This is a genomic window from Kribbella sp. NPDC051718 (assembly GCF_040681515.1).
GTDB lineage: Bacteria > Actinomycetota > Actinomycetes > Propionibacteriales > Kribbellaceae > Kribbella.
On sequence record NZ_JBFAYZ010000009.1, the window covers coordinates 14401 to 28792 of the forward strand.

Annotated in this window: 21 protein-coding genes; 12 read left to right on the plus strand and 9 right to left on the minus strand. The window is 68.1% G+C overall.

The features are described from left to right. Window positions 1-8 precede the first annotated feature (8 nt). The gene (locus AB0M15_RS29770) at window positions 9-1100 is read right to left on the minus strand and encodes a CU044_5270 family protein (RefSeq protein WP_363824961.1); all 1092 of its coding nucleotides are present in this window, start codon (window positions 1098-1100) and stop codon (window positions 9-11) included. Continuing rightward, window positions 1097-1702, minus strand: coding sequence for an RNA polymerase sigma factor (locus AB0M15_RS29775; protein WP_363824964.1), 606 nt, complete (start codon window positions 1700-1702; stop codon window positions 1097-1099). The genes AB0M15_RS29770 and AB0M15_RS29775 overlap by 4 nt, the downstream gene beginning before the upstream one ends. Before the next feature lie 240 nt (window positions 1703-1942). On the opposite strand from AB0M15_RS29775, the gene AB0M15_RS29780 reads away from it, so the two are divergent. Further along, window positions 1943-2167: a hypothetical protein gene (locus AB0M15_RS29780; RefSeq protein ID WP_363824967.1), complete on the plus strand. Its 225-nt coding sequence runs from the start codon at window positions 1943-1945 to the stop codon at window positions 2165-2167. Beyond that, window positions 2164-2526, plus strand: a complete 363-nt coding sequence (locus tag AB0M15_RS29785) for a hypothetical protein (RefSeq protein ID WP_363824970.1) — start codon at window positions 2164-2166, stop codon at window positions 2524-2526. Before AB0M15_RS29780 ends, AB0M15_RS29785 begins: the two co-directional genes overlap by 4 nt. A 51-nt stretch (window positions 2527-2577) precedes the next feature. Here the strand turns inward: AB0M15_RS29785 and AB0M15_RS29790 are convergent, their stop codons facing one another. Next, entirely contained in the window at window positions 2578-2889 is a 312-nt protein-coding gene (locus tag AB0M15_RS29790) for a hypothetical protein (RefSeq protein ID WP_363824973.1), read from the minus strand. Between the two features lie 170 nt (window positions 2890-3059). Here AB0M15_RS29790 and AB0M15_RS29795 point away from each other — a divergent pair, with 170 nt between their 5' ends. Then, window positions 3060-4046: an NAD-dependent epimerase/dehydratase family protein gene (locus AB0M15_RS29795; RefSeq protein ID WP_363824981.1), complete on the plus strand. Its 987-nt coding sequence runs from the start codon at window positions 3060-3062 to the stop codon at window positions 4044-4046. Window positions 4047-4050: 4 nt separating this feature from the next. Continuing rightward, window positions 4051-4542: a metallophosphoesterase gene (locus tag AB0M15_RS29800; RefSeq protein WP_363824984.1), complete on the plus strand. Its 492-nt coding sequence runs from the start codon at window positions 4051-4053 to the stop codon at window positions 4540-4542. On the opposite strand, the gene AB0M15_RS29805 is transcribed toward AB0M15_RS29800, so the two are convergent. Further along, a complete protein-coding gene (locus AB0M15_RS29805; protein WP_328325882.1) occupies window positions 4539-4694 on the minus strand; it encodes a hypothetical protein in 156 nt (51 codons plus the stop codon). The two genes, AB0M15_RS29800 and AB0M15_RS29805, sit on opposite strands and share 4 nt — an antisense overlap. A 17-nt stretch (window positions 4695-4711) precedes the next feature. Here AB0M15_RS29805 and AB0M15_RS29810 point away from each other — a divergent pair, with 17 nt between their 5' ends. After that, on the plus strand, window positions 4712-5347 hold the full coding sequence (locus tag AB0M15_RS29810; RefSeq protein WP_363824989.1) for a hypothetical protein: 636 nt from the start codon (window positions 4712-4714) through the stop codon (window positions 5345-5347). Between the two features lie 3 nt (window positions 5348-5350). Here AB0M15_RS29810 and AB0M15_RS29815 read toward each other — a convergent pair whose 3' ends face one another. Further along, window positions 5351-6070 carry a DUF6308 family protein gene (locus AB0M15_RS29815; protein WP_363824991.1) on the minus strand — a complete coding sequence of 240 codons (720 nt, stop codon included), beginning with the start codon at window positions 6068-6070 and terminating at the stop codon, window positions 5351-5353. Between the two features lie 130 nt (window positions 6071-6200). Here AB0M15_RS29815 and AB0M15_RS29820 point away from each other — a divergent pair, with 130 nt between their 5' ends. Both AB0M15_RS29820 and pyrE read left to right on the plus strand, forming a co-directional pair. Continuing rightward, window positions 6201-7433, plus strand: coding sequence for an exonuclease domain-containing protein (locus AB0M15_RS29820; RefSeq protein ID WP_363824994.1), 1233 nt, complete (start codon window positions 6201-6203; stop codon window positions 7431-7433). A 10-nt stretch (window positions 7434-7443) separates the two neighbouring features. Continuing rightward, window positions 7444-7962, plus strand: a complete 519-nt coding sequence (gene pyrE, locus AB0M15_RS29825; protein WP_363824997.1) for an orotate phosphoribosyltransferase — start codon at window positions 7444-7446, stop codon at window positions 7960-7962. A gap of 1 nt (window position 7963) precedes the next feature. Here the strand turns inward: pyrE and AB0M15_RS29830 are convergent, their stop codons facing one another. From AB0M15_RS29830 to AB0M15_RS29840, 3 genes are all read right to left on the minus strand, one after another. Next, complete coding sequence (locus tag AB0M15_RS29830; RefSeq protein WP_363825000.1) at window positions 7964-8818, minus strand: class I SAM-dependent methyltransferase; 855 nt, start codon at window positions 8816-8818, stop codon at window positions 7964-7966. Between the two features lie 5 nt (window positions 8819-8823). Continuing rightward, window positions 8824-9084, minus strand: coding sequence for a hypothetical protein (locus tag AB0M15_RS29835; protein WP_363825003.1), 261 nt, complete (start codon window positions 9082-9084; stop codon window positions 8824-8826). 182 nt (window positions 9085-9266) lie between these two features. Next, window positions 9267-9668 (minus strand): hypothetical protein, encoded by a 402-nt coding sequence (locus AB0M15_RS29840; RefSeq protein ID WP_363825006.1) that lies wholly within the window; start codon window positions 9666-9668, stop codon window positions 9267-9269. Window positions 9669-9812: 144 nt separating this feature from the next. Between AB0M15_RS29840 and AB0M15_RS29845 the strand changes: the two genes are divergently transcribed. Together AB0M15_RS29845 and AB0M15_RS29850 are read left to right on the plus strand one after the other, a co-directional pair. After that, window positions 9813-10364: a YceI family protein gene (locus AB0M15_RS29845; protein ID WP_363825009.1), complete on the plus strand. Its 552-nt coding sequence runs from the start codon at window positions 9813-9815 to the stop codon at window positions 10362-10364. Between the two features lie 131 nt (window positions 10365-10495). Further along, on the plus strand, window positions 10496-10999 hold the full coding sequence (locus tag AB0M15_RS29850) for a hypothetical protein (RefSeq protein ID WP_363825012.1): 504 nt from the start codon (window positions 10496-10498) through the stop codon (window positions 10997-10999). Between the two features lie 129 nt (window positions 11000-11128). Here the strand turns inward: AB0M15_RS29850 and AB0M15_RS29855 are convergent, their stop codons facing one another. Further along, a complete protein-coding gene (locus tag AB0M15_RS29855) occupies window positions 11129-11698 on the minus strand; it encodes a hypothetical protein (RefSeq protein WP_363825015.1) in 570 nt (189 codons plus the stop codon). 210 nt (window positions 11699-11908) lie between these two features. Between AB0M15_RS29855 and AB0M15_RS29860 the strand changes: the two genes are divergently transcribed. From AB0M15_RS29860 to AB0M15_RS29870, 3 genes are read left to right on the plus strand one after another with little or no spacing between them, the layout of a single operon-like run. Next, window positions 11909-12505 carry a hypothetical protein gene (locus AB0M15_RS29860; RefSeq protein WP_363825018.1) on the plus strand — a complete coding sequence of 199 codons (597 nt, stop codon included), beginning with the start codon at window positions 11909-11911 and terminating at the stop codon, window positions 12503-12505. A gap of 26 nt (window positions 12506-12531) precedes the next feature. Beyond that, window positions 12532-13710 carry a sensor histidine kinase gene (locus AB0M15_RS29865; protein ID WP_363825021.1) on the plus strand — a complete coding sequence of 393 codons (1179 nt, stop codon included), beginning with the start codon at window positions 12532-12534 and terminating at the stop codon, window positions 13708-13710. After that, window positions 13710-14372, plus strand: coding sequence for a response regulator transcription factor (locus AB0M15_RS29870; protein ID WP_363825024.1), 663 nt, complete (start codon window positions 13710-13712; stop codon window positions 14370-14372). The genes AB0M15_RS29865 and AB0M15_RS29870 overlap by 1 nt, the downstream gene beginning before the upstream one ends. Window positions 14373-14392: the final 20 nt, after the last annotated feature.

Here is a 14392-nt window from a genome sequence, read left to right on the forward strand (position 1 = left end):
CCGGCCCGCTACTTGATGCGGGGGGCGGTGGGGGAGATTCGGGTGGCTACCGAGGTGGCGATTTCGATGTCGCCGGGGCGGGTGTTGCCGGATTGGTTCGCCTTGTCGACGGCGGCGCCGGCCGGCAGGGTGACCGTGCGGGAGCCGATGGCCTGGCCGTCCACGGGGGAGATGACGATCTCGGAGCGCTGGTACTCGGTGAAGTCGAAGCCGATCGCGCGGCCGTGGCGGCCGTCGAGGGTCACCACGTCGTTCGTGAGGACGATTCCGGGGATCTTGGCGGCGGCCTCGTAGAGGGCGGCGCGGAGGTCGGCGGGGGCGATTCCTGAGTCCAGGACGCGGGCGATGAGGCCGAAGGCCTGCTGGTCCGCCGGCATTTCCCAGCGTCCGCGCTGGTCCTGCGGCGGCTTGGCGTTGCGCAGCGCGGCCAGCAGGGCGTCGGGATCCCTTGGCTGGCGGGCGAGGAACTCCGGCGTGGGGAGACGCCAGCTCGGGATGCACGGCCGGTTGAGGACCTCGGCGGAAAGATTCGGCTGGATGACGAGGCCGTGGCAGTTGGCGCTGTAGAGGTGCGGCTTCGGACGCTGAAACAAGTCGGGCGCGTACTTGCGGGCGGCCGCCTCGGCCTGCGCGTTCGCGAAGTCGACCTTGGTCGGCCCCTGGATCCGCTGCGGATGCCGGCGCTGGGTCGGGTCGGCCGGGATCCACTCGTCGACCTTCGTGTGCACTGTCGCCCGGTACTTCTTGCCCGGGCCGAATTCGTACAGACGGCCGTACTCGGTGCTCACGAGCAAGTACTGACCTGGTGGGACCGGGGTGTCGGGGTTGGCCTTGGCGAGGGCCGCGGCGTTGGCGAGGAAGGTGCTGGCGTCGGCGACCGTACCGGGGAGGGGGCTGCTCTCGTGGCCGACCACGTCGGCGGCGAGAAACCCTCCGGCCAGGGTGAGGGCTAGGCCGCCGGCGACGAGTAGGCGGGCTCGGGTGACGCGACGGCGTACAGGTGGTGGGGTGAAGAGGCGCTGGCGGGCGCGGGCCAGGGCGAGCGGGTCGGGGGCCGGTACGTCGTCCCGTACGCGCTTGAGCAGGTCGATCTCGGTCATGACAGGTTCTCCTCGAAGTCGGGGCCGAGCGCGGAGCGGAGGGCTCGACGAGCTCGGTGGAGACGGGAACGGACGGTCCCGATGGGTAGGTCGAGCGCGAGCGCGATCTCGGCGTAGCTGAGGTCCTCCCACGCATACAGCAGCAGTACGTCGCGTTCGACCTTGCGCAGCCCAGCCAGTACGCCGGTGAGCGCACGCGAAGCCGCAGCCGCGTCGACACGGGCGGCGACGTCCGTACTGAGCGGGTCACCGTGTTGGTGGGTACCGGCCGGCTCGGCGCGGCTGTAGGCGCGGTACTGGCGGACCTCGTCGCGACGTCTGCGGTGGATCAGGTTGGTGGCGATCCCGTAGAGCCAGGGCAGTGCGCCGGCTGGTGAATCGACGTACCGGTGTCTTCGTTCGAAGGCGATCAGGAAGGTCTGGCCGAGCAGGTCGTCCGCCTCGGTCGTCCCGAGCCGGCGGGCGACATACCGGTGGATGGTGACCGAGTACCGGTCGAACAGCCGGGCGAAGTCCTGGGGCGTCTCCCCGGCCTGGACCAGCTCGCCGTCCGACGGTGGAAGGGCTGTGGCCGTCTCGGTTGCGGGTCGCAGTCGCTGCATACCTGCTTCTGCCCGCACGGCCGTATCCGGTTCCCACCCCATTGCGTCAGACTCCCACGCGCTCCCGAAAAAGATCTGCCGAAACCGCGTCATGAACGCGTCACCACTTCGTCACTACCAGTGAACCCATCCCCACAGGGAAGTGGAAGTGATCGAAGTGAACGACAGCCATTCGATGCCGCTGATGGGAACACCAAAGGGCGGCCACCGCACGCCTTCGACCGGACGCCGGGTGCACTGATGCCTGGGGATCCGGCGGGAGAACAACGTCGCCGCGTACGAGTGTGGTTCGGGGACCACGTCGTCGCGGACTACCGGGCGGAGGCCGATGTGGCCGACCGCTATGCCGCCGCCATGTCACGCCGGTTCGCCGGCCTGAAGGTGACGAGTGAACCGATCCCCGACGCGGATCCCGGTGGCCGGGCGCTGCCGGGCGAACGGCTCTGGGAGGTCGCACCGAAATGACTGCCCGTCGCTTCCGGCTGATCCGCCATCACGACGTCTCCGGGGTGAGTGGTACCGGACCCGTCGCCGAGGGCGTTCAGTTCACCGACGAAGCCGTCGCGCTGCGCTGGTACGGCGACTATCCGACCACCACCGTCTGGGACAGCATCGACTCGGTGATCGCGATCCACGGTCACCACGGCGCCACCGAGATCGAGTGGCTGGACCCCGACCCGGGGCCGGATCCGGAGCTGCCCAAGCGCGCCGATCTGCCGCCCCAGCCCTGGCCGGACCTGCACCCGGCCCCCGAACCCCCGCCGGACGAGTTCGAGTCCGGCCGGCAGACCACGACCGGATCCGGCGCCGCGGACCTGGTCTGACCCGAACGGGCCGGCGCCGAACTCCCTCCGGCGCCGGTCCCGTTCAGCCCGTCAGGTCATCTCGGCGGTCTCCCGGAGGTCCAGGTTGCGGAAGGTCGTCGGCCCGTCGCACAGCTCCATCATCGCCTTGGCGAACTCGGTGGTGTCCGCGCGTTCGGAGTTGGCCATCGCCTCCTCGTAGGAGGCGAACTCGACGATGTTGAAGTAGTGGCCCGGGTTGTCCCGGTCGGCACACGCCATCATCCGGACCGGCGAGGAACCGGGACCGGCCGCCTCCCGGTTCTTGCGGAACTCCTCACCGAGTGCCCGGACCTCATCCGGTCTGGAGGTCTGGAACTCGATGATCTGAACGAAACCAGCCATGATTCCCCCTGGTGTCTAGGTAGTCCTACTGCCGACAGTGCGCCTGCCCCGCGCGCCCCGCAAGTGGTCACGGACAGTTATGACGCGGCGGGGACGAGAGGCCACTGAGCGTGTCTGCCCTGGGCAGAGCGGGGTGGGTTTTGTCCATGCCGCCTGCTTGGCTTGGGGGCGTGGACATTCTGATTCTCGGTGGTACGGCGTTCCTCGGGCGCGAACTCGCGACGCAAGGGCTTGCGCGTGGGCATGCGGTGACCTGTCTGGCGCGGGGTGAGAGCGGTTCGGTCGCGGACGGGGCGACGCTGGTCGCGGCCGATCGGAGCCGGCCGGACGCGTACGACGCGGTGCGGGGGAAGGAGTGGGACGCGGTTTTCGAGGTGTCGTGGCAACCCGGTTTCGTGCGGGAGGCGTTGGCAGCGGTGCAGGGCGCCAAGCACTGGACCTATGTGTCGACAGGGAATGTCTACGCGGCGTTCGACGTACCGGGGGCGGACGAGTCGGCGCCCTTGCGGGAGGCAACCGATCTGGAGGTCGTCGATCGGGAGCTGTACGGCGAGGCGAAGGTGGCTTGCGAGCTGGCGTCGATCGCGGCGGTCGGGGATCGCCTGGTGATCGCGCGGGCGGGGTTGATCGGTGGGCCGGGGGATGCGAGCGATCGCGGTGGGGCGTGGGTCGCTCGCGCGGCGCGGGCACCCGAGGAGCCGCTGCTCGTGCCTGACACGCCTGACCTGGCGACGTCGGTGATCGACGTGCGGGATCTGGCGTCCTGGCTGTTGGACAACGCCGAGCGCGGTACGACCGGGACCTTCGACACCGTGGGTCCGGTGGTGCCGTTCGGCGAGTGGATCTCGTTGGTACGCGAGGTAGGCGGGCACACCGGGCCGGTGGTGCTCGCGTCGCAGGAGTGGCTGGAGGAGCAGAAGGTCGAGCAGTACATGGGTCCGGAGTCGATCGCGATGTGGATCACCACACCCGGGTACGAGGGCTGGTCGAACCGCAGTGGCGCCGCGGCTGCCGCAGCCGGCCTGAAGCATCGACCACGCAAGGAGTTCCTGATCGACACTCTCGCGTGGGAACGCGAGCTCGGCCTCGACCGCGAACGCAAGGCCGGCTTGAGCCCCGCTCGCGAGCGGGAGTTGATCGAGGCCGTGGGACAGTAGCGGTATGCGGCTGCTGCTGATCTCGGACACCCATCTGCCGGCCCGCGCGAAGAAGCTGCCCGCTGCCGTCTGGGCGGCGGTCGACGAGGCGGACGTGGTGATCCACGCCGGCGACTGGGTGAACCTCGAGCTGCTCGACGAACTGACCGAGCGCTCGAAACAGCTGATCGGCTGCTGGGGCAACAACGACGGACCGTTGCTCAGGGCAAGGCTGCCGGAGGTCGCCCGGGTGACGCTGGACGGGTTGTCCGTTGCGGTCGTGCACGAGACAGGTCAGGCGAAGGGCCGTGAGGAACGGTGCGAACGCGCCTACCCGGACGTCGATCTGCTCGTCTTCGGACACAGCCATATCCCGTGGGACACGACGTCGCCACGGGGACTGCGGCTGCTCAACCCGGGCTCGCCGACGGATCGGCGAAGCCAGCCGTACTGCACCTACCAGACGGCCGTGATCGAGTCAGGCCGTCTGACAGACGTTGCGCTGCACAATCTTTAAGCGCTTGCGGCTTCCTTCACACGGGTCTTGATGCGGTCGCGGACCTCTTCCGGGGTGTACGACTTGCGCTTGCGCTCGCCTCGCGCGATGACGACGCCAGTGGCGGCGACGCCGACGAGACCTGCCAGTCCTACGACCTTCCATGCCTTCATGTCACTAACCTAGCGACGTGGAGACACGGATAGCACTGGATGACGCTACGGAACTGACACGAACGGGTGACATTTGGCTGTTCCGCGGTGAGAGCGCGGCCGATCGCGCGATCCAGCTGACCACCAACAGCCCGGTCAACCACGTCGGGATGGCGGTGGTACTGGAGGACCTGCCGCCGTTGATGTGGCATGCCGAGCTCGGCCGCTCGCTGCCCGACGTGTGGACCGGCCAGCACCAGCGCGGCGTACAACTGCATGATCTGCGCGATGCGGTGCTGACCTGGTCGCGCAAGTACGGCCAGCGGGCGTGGCTGCGGCAGCTCGAGTACCCGGTCACCCGGGAGACAGAGGACGCCGTACTTCGTACTGTCGCGCGCCTGGACGGTACGCCGTTCCCGTCGACGGCCCGGCTGGCGTCGCGCTGGTTGCGCGGGCGGATCCCGCAGTTGCGTCAGGGCGAACGGGAACTCAAGCTGGAGAGCGCTTACTGCGCTGAAGTCGTCGCGATGACGTACGAGGAGATGGGGCTGCTCCCGACCGGCAAGCGGATCAACTGGTACGACCCGGGCCGGTTCTGGAGCGGTGACGACCTGGACCTGATCGGCGGCGCGAAGCTGGGCGAGGAGATCGCCGTCGACATCCCGCCTGCGTAGTACTCAGTCGGTGTGGCGGGCGCGCATCCAGAGGATGACGTCGAGGGTGCGCAGTGGGGTGATCCCCGGGCCGAGCTCGGCCGTCTTGTGCGCGTGCTCGAGGTGGTCGCGGACCTCGGCGGTCAGTGCCTCGTGCAACGAGATCCACCAGTTGGCGCCCTTGCCGAGGTCGATCAGCTGATTGACCTGGTGGTCGTAGATCGGGATCAGCCGCGGCCGCTTGCGTGCGAGCAGCTTGCTCGCGGTGACGCCGGACGTACCGTGCTCACCGCCGTTCCACGCCATCGCCCGGAACTTCGTGAACAGCCGGTACGCCGCCGAGCGCGGGCTCAGGTCGGAGCGCGCGACGTCCCAGAGGTCGACGTCGGCCGGGATCTCGGTCAGCAACTCGGTGATCTCGGCGGAGTCCTCCCCGAGCAGCTTGGCCGAGACGGTGATCGGCAGCCGGATGCTGAGCGCCGACAAGGCAACGATGTCGTCCGCGGTGAGCCGGTTGCGGTCGCGCTTCTGGTCGGCCGGCGAGCCGATCTGCTCGAACCAGCGGCCCGGGTAGCCGGTGTTCGGCGGGCCGTCCTCGAAGTACGCGCGCAGGTCTTCCACCGCCTGCGGATCGGTGACGATCTGCAGCAGTCTGGTGGAGAGGCTGGTGTCGATGGCGAGTTGCATGGTTCCCCCCGCGAACTTGTCGGCCGCGGCGCCTTCCGGCTTCCCCCCGCGCTTCATAGGGGCTATCGAGTGGAATCGTTGCCGCGTTACATCGGATCCGCGCGGTTCCGGCTGCGTTGTTCCAGAAAGTGTCGGTGGGCTGTGATTGGCTTGACGTAGTTGGCAGGGACGCTGAAGGAGGCGCCGGATGTATGCCGTCATCGACACCGAGACCACCGGCCTGTCGCCGGGGCATCGGCACCGGGTGATCGAGATCGCCGTCGTCCTGCTCGACGCGCAGGGGCGGTTCGAGCGGGAGTGGGTGACGCTGCTGAATCCGCAGCGCGACCTCGGCCCGCAACATATTCACGGAATCCTGACCGCGGATGTTCTGGCGGCGCCGGACTTCGCCCAGATCGCGGGCCGGCTGGGGTCGTTGCTGGCCGGGCGGATGGTGGTCGGGCACAACGTGGAGTTCGATCTCGGCTTCCTGCGGGCGGAGTTCGCCCGGATCGGGTTCCGGGTGCCGCTGATCACCGAGCGGTCGATGTGCACGATGGCGCTGGCCGGCTACCTGTATCCGGGAGCCAAGCGGACGCTCGGTGCCTGCTGCTCGGCGGCCGGGATCTCGATCGAGGGTTGGCACTCGGCGCTGGCGGACACCCGGGCGACGGCCCAGCTCTTCAGCCACTATCTGCGATCTTTTCCGTCACCTCCGCCCTGGCAATGGGCTTACGAGGAGATCAGGCACCTGCCCTGGCCCGCGCTGCCGGGTGCGGATGGGGCGGCGACTGTGCGGCCGGTGCATGCGGGTGGTCGGCATGGCTGGATGAGCAGGCTGGTGGATCAGCTGCCACGGGTGCCGGAGCCGCCGCAAGCCGATTCGTACCTGGCTGTGCTCGACATGATCCTGGCCGACCGGGAGATCAACGAGGCCGAGGCGGATCAGCTCGTGCACGTCGCGACCGATCTCGGGCTGACGCGGTCGGAGGTGGACGAGCTGCATCGGGTCTACGTCACCGATCTGGCGGATGCGTTGTGGAGTGGGGGAGTTGTCAGTCTGGAGGAGCGGACCGACCTCGACCGGGTTGCGGTGATGCTCGGGCAACGTGCGGTGGATGTCGATGACGCGCTGGTGCGGGCTAGCGGCGGGCAGTACGACGTACCGGCTCGGCCTGGGGCGCAGGGGTTCCCAGCTGGTAGCCGGCTGGTGTTCACCGGAGACATGGTGGAACCGCGGGAGGTCTGGTGGGACCGGGCGGTGGCGGCGGGGTTCGTGCCGCAGGAGGCGGTCCGGCCGGACACGACTTTCGTGGTGGCAGCCGATGTCGACAGCCTCTCGGTGAAGGCTCGAACGGCCCGCGGCTGGGGCGTACCGATCGTCGCCGTCGAGGACTTCGTCCGGATGCTGCCTGAGTCTCGTGAGCGGAGAGCTGGGTAGGGTTCCGGGCGTGGAGATCAGTGAGTTGGCGGAGCGGATCTATCGGTCGTCGCATCTGACTGGCGAGTTCGTGTTGCGGTCGGGGATCACGGCGACGGAGTACTTCGACAAGTACCGGTTCGAGGCGGATCCGGTGTTGCTGGACGCGGTCGCCGAGGCGATGGTGCCGCTGGTGCCTGCCGGGACCGAGGTGCTCGCCGGGCTGGAGATGGGCGGGATTCCGGTCGTGACGGCGCTCGGCCGGCATACCGGATTGCCGTGTGCCTTCGTCCGGAAAGAGGCCAAGACCTACGGAACCTGCCGCCTCGCGGAGGGCGCGGAGGTCGCCGGCCGTCAGGTCCTGATCGTCGAGGACGTCGTCACCAAGGGAGGCCAGATCGTCCTGTCCACCCAGGAACTGCGCGCCCTCGGCGCCCAGATCTCCGAGGCCGTCTGCGTGATCGACCGCCAGCTGGGCGGCACCGAGACGCTCGCCGCCGACGGCATCAAGCTGATCTCCCTGCTGACCGCGGCGGACTTCGCTTCCTGACCTACCGCAGGTCCGGTTTCGTGCCCACGATGCACCGGGCCAGACCTGGAACCCGGATCTTGCCGTCGGACAGAAATGGCGTCACGTTCGCGATGGCGTGGGCTCGGATGCGGTCCCGGGCAGGTCCGTCGACCTTTTGGAGGGCTGCGACGGCCAGGGAGACGTGTTCGCTGATCATGGCCCAATACTGGTCGGGGGAGTCTGTTACGAGTTCCAGGGGGACGTTCCACTCGGCGATCTCGTGGAGGCCGGCCTCCTCGTACAGGGCGGCGATGTAGCCGGGGGCGGCGCAGCGGAACATCGTCGGTGCGCCTGGAGCGGGTGGCGGTAGCTCCGTCTCGGTGGCGATGGCTTGCATGGCGATGCTGGTCCAGGGGTTTTGCTCCGGGCTGACCCACACGGACGCGGCCAGGCGGCCGCCGGGCTTCAGTACACGCGCGAACTCGGACGTCGCCTTGGGCATGTCCGGGAAGAACATGTACCCGAAACGCACCGAGACACTGTCGAAGCTCGCGTCGGCGAACGGCAGGTCGTCGGCGCTGCAGACCTTCGTCTCGACGTTGCCGATCCCTTGCGCCGCGGCTCGTCGCGCGGCCACGTCCAGCATCTCCGCCGAGAGGTCGGTCAGTACGACGCGTCCCCGCGGCGACAGCCTCGCGATGCTCAGACCCGGCTCACCCGTGCCCGACGCGATGTCGAGGTGCTGCTGATCCTCGGCGACGTCGAGCCGCTCGATCATCGCCGTGCCGACCGGGCCGAGCTGGTCCATGATGACCGAGTCCCACTTCTCCCAGCCCGCGGACAGCCTGGCCCACGCCGCGCGCTGACCGTCCCGGACCTCTTCGGGGCTCGGCATCCCGATCAGCGATCGGCTTCGTCGTCGACCTGCTCGATCTCGAAACGCAGCGTCTTGCCCTGACGGATCCGCTCGACGGCGGCCAGGCAGGCCTCTTCGCTCATGTGCACGCCGATCTCGCCGAGCTTGTTGCGCAGCACCAGGGCCGCGTCCTCCGGCGACCGCGAGCTGGACTCGTTGATCGCCTCGATCGTGGTGGTGGTGAGCTTCTCGCGGATGTCCGGATGAACCTGGTGGATCTCGTGGGTGATTCTGAACTCCGACATCGCGACCTCTCCCTGTGACGGCCTGCCCATGACCTGCTGTCGAGCCTAGCCCCGTGTCGGGAAGACTAGTGCCCCGGATCCCGGCAAGCGATGCGCCTTTGGGAGCCATCTTCATGCCGGCTTTACCCACCGATCCGAGGGGATGCCCCGGGGTTGCGGACCGGGCGGTTCATTTGTTGCTGCTAGCAACCGTCCAGGTAGCCGTCGGTGCGGGCCGGGTCGTGGTTGCGGAGGTCGGTACCGAAGTCGACGTGGGCCTTGAGGCGGAGCAGGAGGGAGACCCAGGTGGCCGGGTCGGGCTCGCCCTCGTGGGTGAGGGTGAGGTCGGTGCCGCGGTTCTCGTCGGGCGCGAGAGCGAAGGAGACGCGCTCGCCGAACAGCCGGACGACGTACAGGTGCTCGCGGACGGCGTGCTCGATCGGGGCGTCGTCGGTACGGTCGCCGGGCAGCACGAAATGGATCACCCCGTCGCTCTCCCGGGCCGACTCCGCCCAGAAGCGGGACCGGCCCAGTGGCGTACTGATCGCGCGGTAGACCTCGCTCGGCGCCGACTTGAAGTGGATCTTCCACTGCGTCGAACTCACTGGACCTCCTGGTCGGCCGACGGGCTCGGCTGCCTGCCGATTCTCCGTCACAGACCGGTCAGCGCGGGTCAGTTGACGAATCAACCCAACCCTGTCAGGGTTGACAGTGCAAAGTTAAACTAACCTCTTTGGGAGGCGGACTGCATGTCCACTGACTATTCCGAACTCACCGGTGACTACACCATCGACGCCTCGCACAGCCGGATGGGCTTCAGCGCCCGGCACGCGATGGTCGCCCGGGTCCGCGGTGGTTTCGACGAGTTCGCGGGGTCGGCGCACATCGACGGCGACAAGCCGGAGAACTCCACGGCCCAGGTCACCATCCAGGCCAAGAGCATCGAGACCCGCAACTCTCAGCGCGACGAGCACCTGCGCAGCAACGACTTCCTCGACATGGACAACCACCCGGAGATCACCTTCGTCTCCACCGCGGTCAAGCCGGCCGCCGACGACCACTTCATCGTGACCGGCGACCTGACGATCCGTGGCGTGACGAAGTCCGTGGACGTCGACTTCGAGTACACCGGTCGCGGCGTCGACCCGTTCGGCAACGTGCGGCTCGGCTTCGAGGGCTCGGTCACGCTGAACCGCAAGGACTTCGGCGTCAGCTGGAACGCGGCCCTCGAGGGTGGCGGCGTGCTGGTCAGCGAGAAGGTCAACCTCGAGATCGAGGTCTCGGCGATCAAGAACGCCTGAGGTTGCGGTAGTCGGTCGGTTCGTCGCAATGCTGTCACAATCACCGGCGGACACCACCTGGACGTGGTTCGTCACCTGGTGCCCGGGAACAATCGGGCATGAGTGTCGTCCCAGGTCCAGGGGGTCCGCCGATGATCGACGCTTCGTTCTACCGCTGGCTCCGGCCCCTGTTCGGGCGCCGGCGTCGAGGTCCGCGTGCGCCGGAGGAGTTCCGGCCGCGCGGGACCAGTTCCAAGGTCAGCCGGTTGTCCGCCCGGTACGACGCCGAGGTCGATGCGGCGCTCGAACGGCTGTGGCCGAAGGCGCGGGTCTATCACGATCGCGAGTTCACCCGGGATCGCGCCGACTTCCTGCTGGTGGTCCGCGGTCGTGGCGTGATGATCGAGACGAAGGTGAAGAGCGACCCGGGACTGTTCCGGGGCTCGACCCTGCCGCCGCTGCTCGACCGGTTGCAACGTGATGGTCGCCGGCTCGTCGTACTGCTCAATCAAGGGGATCCGACGCCGGCCCGGGAGCTCGTCGCCGCCAAGCTCGGGGACAAGGCGCGGGTGATCGTCTGGTCGGGTCCGGCCGATGACGCCGCACTCTGCGAAGCGGTCGAGTCGCTCCTCAAGCAGGCCACTCGGCACGCCTAGCCCTGGCTTCTATAACAGACAGCGCGGAGAGCAGGTTGCTGCTCTCCGCGCTGTGAGTTGGCTCCGAACCGCGAGGTGTGCCCAGGAAGGACGGCGGCACAGAGACGACTTAGGGGTACTGAAGGTGGATCAGCAGGATTGCGGGGTGGTGCTGCCGCCGTCGACCACCCAATGGCCCTGGACCAGTTCGACGCGCATCTGATCCAGCCAGCGGGTCGGTGTGCCGGCGGGGAGGACGCTCTTGCCGAAGCTGTCGACCGTGCGGGCTTGCTTGGTGTCGTAGCAGGCGCGGACGATCACGCCGTTGGAACGCAGGACGCGCTTGGCCCACAACACCTTGGTGACGCCGGTGTTGTGCAGTCGGTTGGCCCGGAAGTACTTCGCCTGCTGGCCGATCGCGGTGAACATCGTCGGCGTCATCACCGGCGCGAGCTGAGCGGTCGACCGGCCGCCGCTGCGCATCATCACGTCGAACGCGACGCGGTAGTCGTAGTACGCGTTGATCACCGGGTCGTTGGACGCGGCCACTCCGGCCCCGGGTTGGGAGCCGTTGGCCACCGCGTCGGCCACGCCGGATTTGGCGGCCTTGTGGGCGCCGGGTGACGACGCTGCCACGTCGGCGGCGTCGTTGTTACCGCAGCCCGCGAGCATCAGGACCGGGATCAGCGTGGCGGTCACCGCCAGGTTCCGAATGCGCATGTTGTCCGAACCTCCTGTCGGCGCGGCACTACCGCTCGCACCCTCCGGCACTGACCGTGTAACGCTGTGACACGGACCGTGGTCACTGTGACCTAGATCACAGTCGATCCGCTACCGGGGTAGGGGGTGCGGTTTGGCTCCGTGGCGCGATGTTTCCGGGCCCGCTGATTTCTAGGCTCGATCTCAGTTACTGAGACTGAGGAGCCGGCCATGACGGACACCGTTCGAACCCCCACACCGCCCACAGATGGACCGCTATCCGGTCGCCGGCCCTTGACAAGCCGGCTGATCCGCTCGATCGGCTACGACCTGGCGCTGGTCCCGGTGAGCCTGCTCGCGCTCGTGCACACACTGCTCGGCCGTTCCGATGCGGTCCACCAGACCTGGCGCAGACTCGCCCGCTTCCATGGATCACCCGACCCGATCAGATTGCGCCGGCCCGGACTCTTCAGCACAGTCCTCAGCGCCCTGGTGAGCCTGGTGCTAGGCCTACTGAGCTACTTCCTGGTGATGCTGCTCGTCACCGCCGTCGTCCGCGGCCCCTTCTACGGCTTCGTCGAACACGGCCCCTTCGGCCCCGGCACCTGGGGCGGTCCCACCAAGGCCGGCGCTTGGGCCGTACACGCCGCAATCTCCATCCCCATCATCATCTTGATCCCGTTCGTCCTCCGCGGTCTGGCACTCCTCCAGTCGGCATCGATCCGCCGGCTCTACGGCTCCGCCACCTCCCGATTGGTGCTCCCGGCAACAATCCTGCTGGCGGTCGCAGGCGTTGCCTTCTTCTATTCCTGGACCCAACAGCTCTGACCCTGGAATCTGACTAAGGTCGTGGGATGAGCTCGAGGTGGCCTGTGGGGCGAGCCGGGATCTGGGCGGCGCTCGGGGTCGGCGCGTTGCTGGTGCTGACCAGCACCGACCTCGGGCAGCACTATCAGTTGCCGATCGGAGCCGCGTTCGCGCTCGGCGTGATGCGGGCGCTGGCCTTGGCGCTGGTGTGGTTGAGACCACGGTGGGCGTTGCCCGTTTCGTTGGCTACCTCCGTGCTGACGGCGATCGTCTGTGTGCCGGTATCGCCCGACGAGGCCTGGCCGTGGCCGGTGACCGGAGTCTTCGGCCATTCCCTGGTACTGGCGATCGCCGGCGCGCGAGGACGGGCGGCGTCGTCGCGGTGGATGCTGGCTGGTTGGTGGGTGGCTACGCAGTTGGTTGGCATCGTGGGGATGGCGTTGGCGCCGGAGCGTGGGTCTTGGGCCGGGCTGTTGACCATGGCGTTGTTGTCGGCGGTGGCTGTGGTGGTGGCGGATCTGGTGCGGTCGCGGGCTGACGCGCGGCAGCAACTGGTCGAGCAGGAGGAGATCAATGCGGCTGAGCGTGCCCAACGAGCTCGCTGGCAGGAGCGCGCTCGCATCGCGCGGGAGCTGCACGACGTCGTCGCACATCATCTGTCGGTCGTGGTGGTCCGGGCGGACAGCGCGCCCCATCGGCTGACCGGCTTGCCGGACGATGCCAGAGAGGAGTTCGCAGGCATCGCCGAGGACGCCCGCTCTTCGCTGACCGAGATGAGGCGAGTACTACGCCTGCTCCGAGAGGACCCGGGCAGTGGCCTGGCGAGCTCCGAGCTGGGTCCACAACCGGGTTTGGCTGACTTGCCAGAGCTGATCGCCGCGACCCGACGAGCGGGGGCCGATGTGCGGTTGGAGGTCGAGTCCTCGCCGGACTTGGATCCCGCGGTCGAGCTGACGGCGTACCGGGTGGTGCAGGAGGCGGTTAGTAACGCGGTACGGCATGCACCGGGGGCGGCGGTGGAGGTGAGCGTTCGACGGGTTGGTGGCGAGCTGCTTGTGAGTGTGGTGAACGGGCCTGTGGATGCGGCGGTTGCGTCGGGGAGTGGGCATGGGCTGGTCGGGATGCGGGAGCGAGTCGGTCTGCTGGATGGTCGCCTTCGGGCCGCAGCAACTGAGGACGGCGGATACCGGGTGGAAGTCGTACTGCCGCTGGGCGAGGTGACGTGATGGTTTCTGTGGTGGTTGTAGACGATCAGGCGGTGGTGCGGGGTGGGTTTGCCGCGTTGCTGGGTGCGCAGGACGGGATAACGGTGGTGGGGGAGGCAGCCGACGGGGTCGAGGCTGTTGAGGTGGTGGGGCGGGTTCGGCCGGATGTGGTGTTGATGGATGTGCGGATGCCGCGGATGGATGGGCTCGAGGCGACTCGGCGGATTCTGGCCGGGGTGGCACCGGGGGAGCCGCCTCGGGTGATCATGTTGACGACGTTCGATCTTGATGAGTACGTGTATGACGCCTTGCGGGCGGGGGCGAGTGGGTTTCTGCTGAAGCATTCGTCGCCGGATGAGTTGGCGGCGGCGGTGCGGATCGTGGCGGCGGGGGATGCGTTGCTGGCTCCGTCGATCACGCGGCGATTGGTTGAGGATTTTGTGAAAGTGCGGCCGGTGTTGCCGGCGGCTGCGGCAGAGTTGACGCCGCGGGAGACGGAGGTGCTGCGGTTGGTGGCGCGGGGGCAGTCGAATCGGGAGATCGCGGACAGCTTGGTACTGGCCGAGCAGACGGTGAAGACTCATGTCAGCCGGATCCTCACCAAGCTGAACCTGCGGGATCGGGCGCAGGCGGTCGTCTACGCGTACGAAGCCGGCGTCGTCACACCAGGTCCGCGCCGCTGAGAGCAGGACAGGAGACGGGA

Excerpts from the sequence above, each read along its gene's own strand:
- AB0M15_RS29770 (WP_363824961.1), bottom strand. The coding sequence starts at position 1,100 with ATGACCGAGATCGACCTGCTCAAGCGCGTACGGGACGACGTACCGGCC.
- AB0M15_RS29835 (WP_363825003.1), bottom strand. The coding sequence starts at position 9,084 with ATGTCGGAGTTCAGAATCACCCACGAGATCCACCAGGTTCATCCGGAC.
- AB0M15_RS29865 (WP_363825021.1), top strand. The coding sequence starts at position 12,532 with ATGAGCTCGAGGTGGCCTGTGGGGCGAGCCGGGATCTGGGCGGCGCTC.
- AB0M15_RS29800 (WP_363824984.1), top strand. The coding sequence starts at position 4,051 with ATGCGGCTGCTGCTGATCTCGGACACCCATCTGCCGGCCCGCGCGAAG.
- AB0M15_RS29845 (WP_363825009.1), top strand. The coding sequence starts at position 9,813 with ATGTCCACTGACTATTCCGAACTCACCGGTGACTACACCATCGACGCC.
- AB0M15_RS29855 (WP_363825015.1), bottom strand. The coding sequence starts at position 11,698 with ATGCGCATTCGGAACCTGGCGGTGACCGCCACGCTGATCCCGGTCCTG.
- AB0M15_RS29850 (WP_363825012.1), top strand. The coding sequence starts at position 10,496 with ATGATCGACGCTTCGTTCTACCGCTGGCTCCGGCCCCTGTTCGGGCGC.
- AB0M15_RS29860 (WP_363825018.1), top strand. The coding sequence starts at position 11,909 with ATGACGGACACCGTTCGAACCCCCACACCGCCCACAGATGGACCGCTA.
- AB0M15_RS29785 (WP_363824970.1), top strand. The coding sequence starts at position 2,164 with ATGACTGCCCGTCGCTTCCGGCTGATCCGCCATCACGACGTCTCCGGG.
- AB0M15_RS29790 (WP_363824973.1), bottom strand. The coding sequence starts at position 2,889 with ATGGCTGGTTTCGTTCAGATCATCGAGTTCCAGACCTCCAGACCGGAT.
- AB0M15_RS29820 (WP_363824994.1), top strand. The coding sequence starts at position 6,201 with ATGTATGCCGTCATCGACACCGAGACCACCGGCCTGTCGCCGGGGCAT.
- AB0M15_RS29870 (WP_363825024.1), top strand. The coding sequence starts at position 13,710 with ATGGTTTCTGTGGTGGTTGTAGACGATCAGGCGGTGGTGCGGGGTGGG.
- AB0M15_RS29805 (WP_328325882.1), bottom strand. The coding sequence starts at position 4,694 with ATGAAGGCATGGAAGGTCGTAGGACTGGCAGGTCTCGTCGGCGTCGCC.
- AB0M15_RS29815 (WP_363824991.1), bottom strand. The coding sequence starts at position 6,070 with ATGAAGCGCGGGGGGAAGCCGGAAGGCGCCGCGGCCGACAAGTTCGCG.
- AB0M15_RS29780 (WP_363824967.1), top strand. The coding sequence starts at position 1,943 with ATGCCTGGGGATCCGGCGGGAGAACAACGTCGCCGCGTACGAGTGTGG.
- AB0M15_RS29830 (WP_363825000.1), bottom strand. The coding sequence starts at position 8,818 with ATGCCGAGCCCCGAAGAGGTCCGGGACGGTCAGCGCGCGGCGTGGGCC.
- AB0M15_RS29775 (WP_363824964.1), bottom strand. The coding sequence starts at position 1,702 with ATGCAGCGACTGCGACCCGCAACCGAGACGGCCACAGCCCTTCCACCG.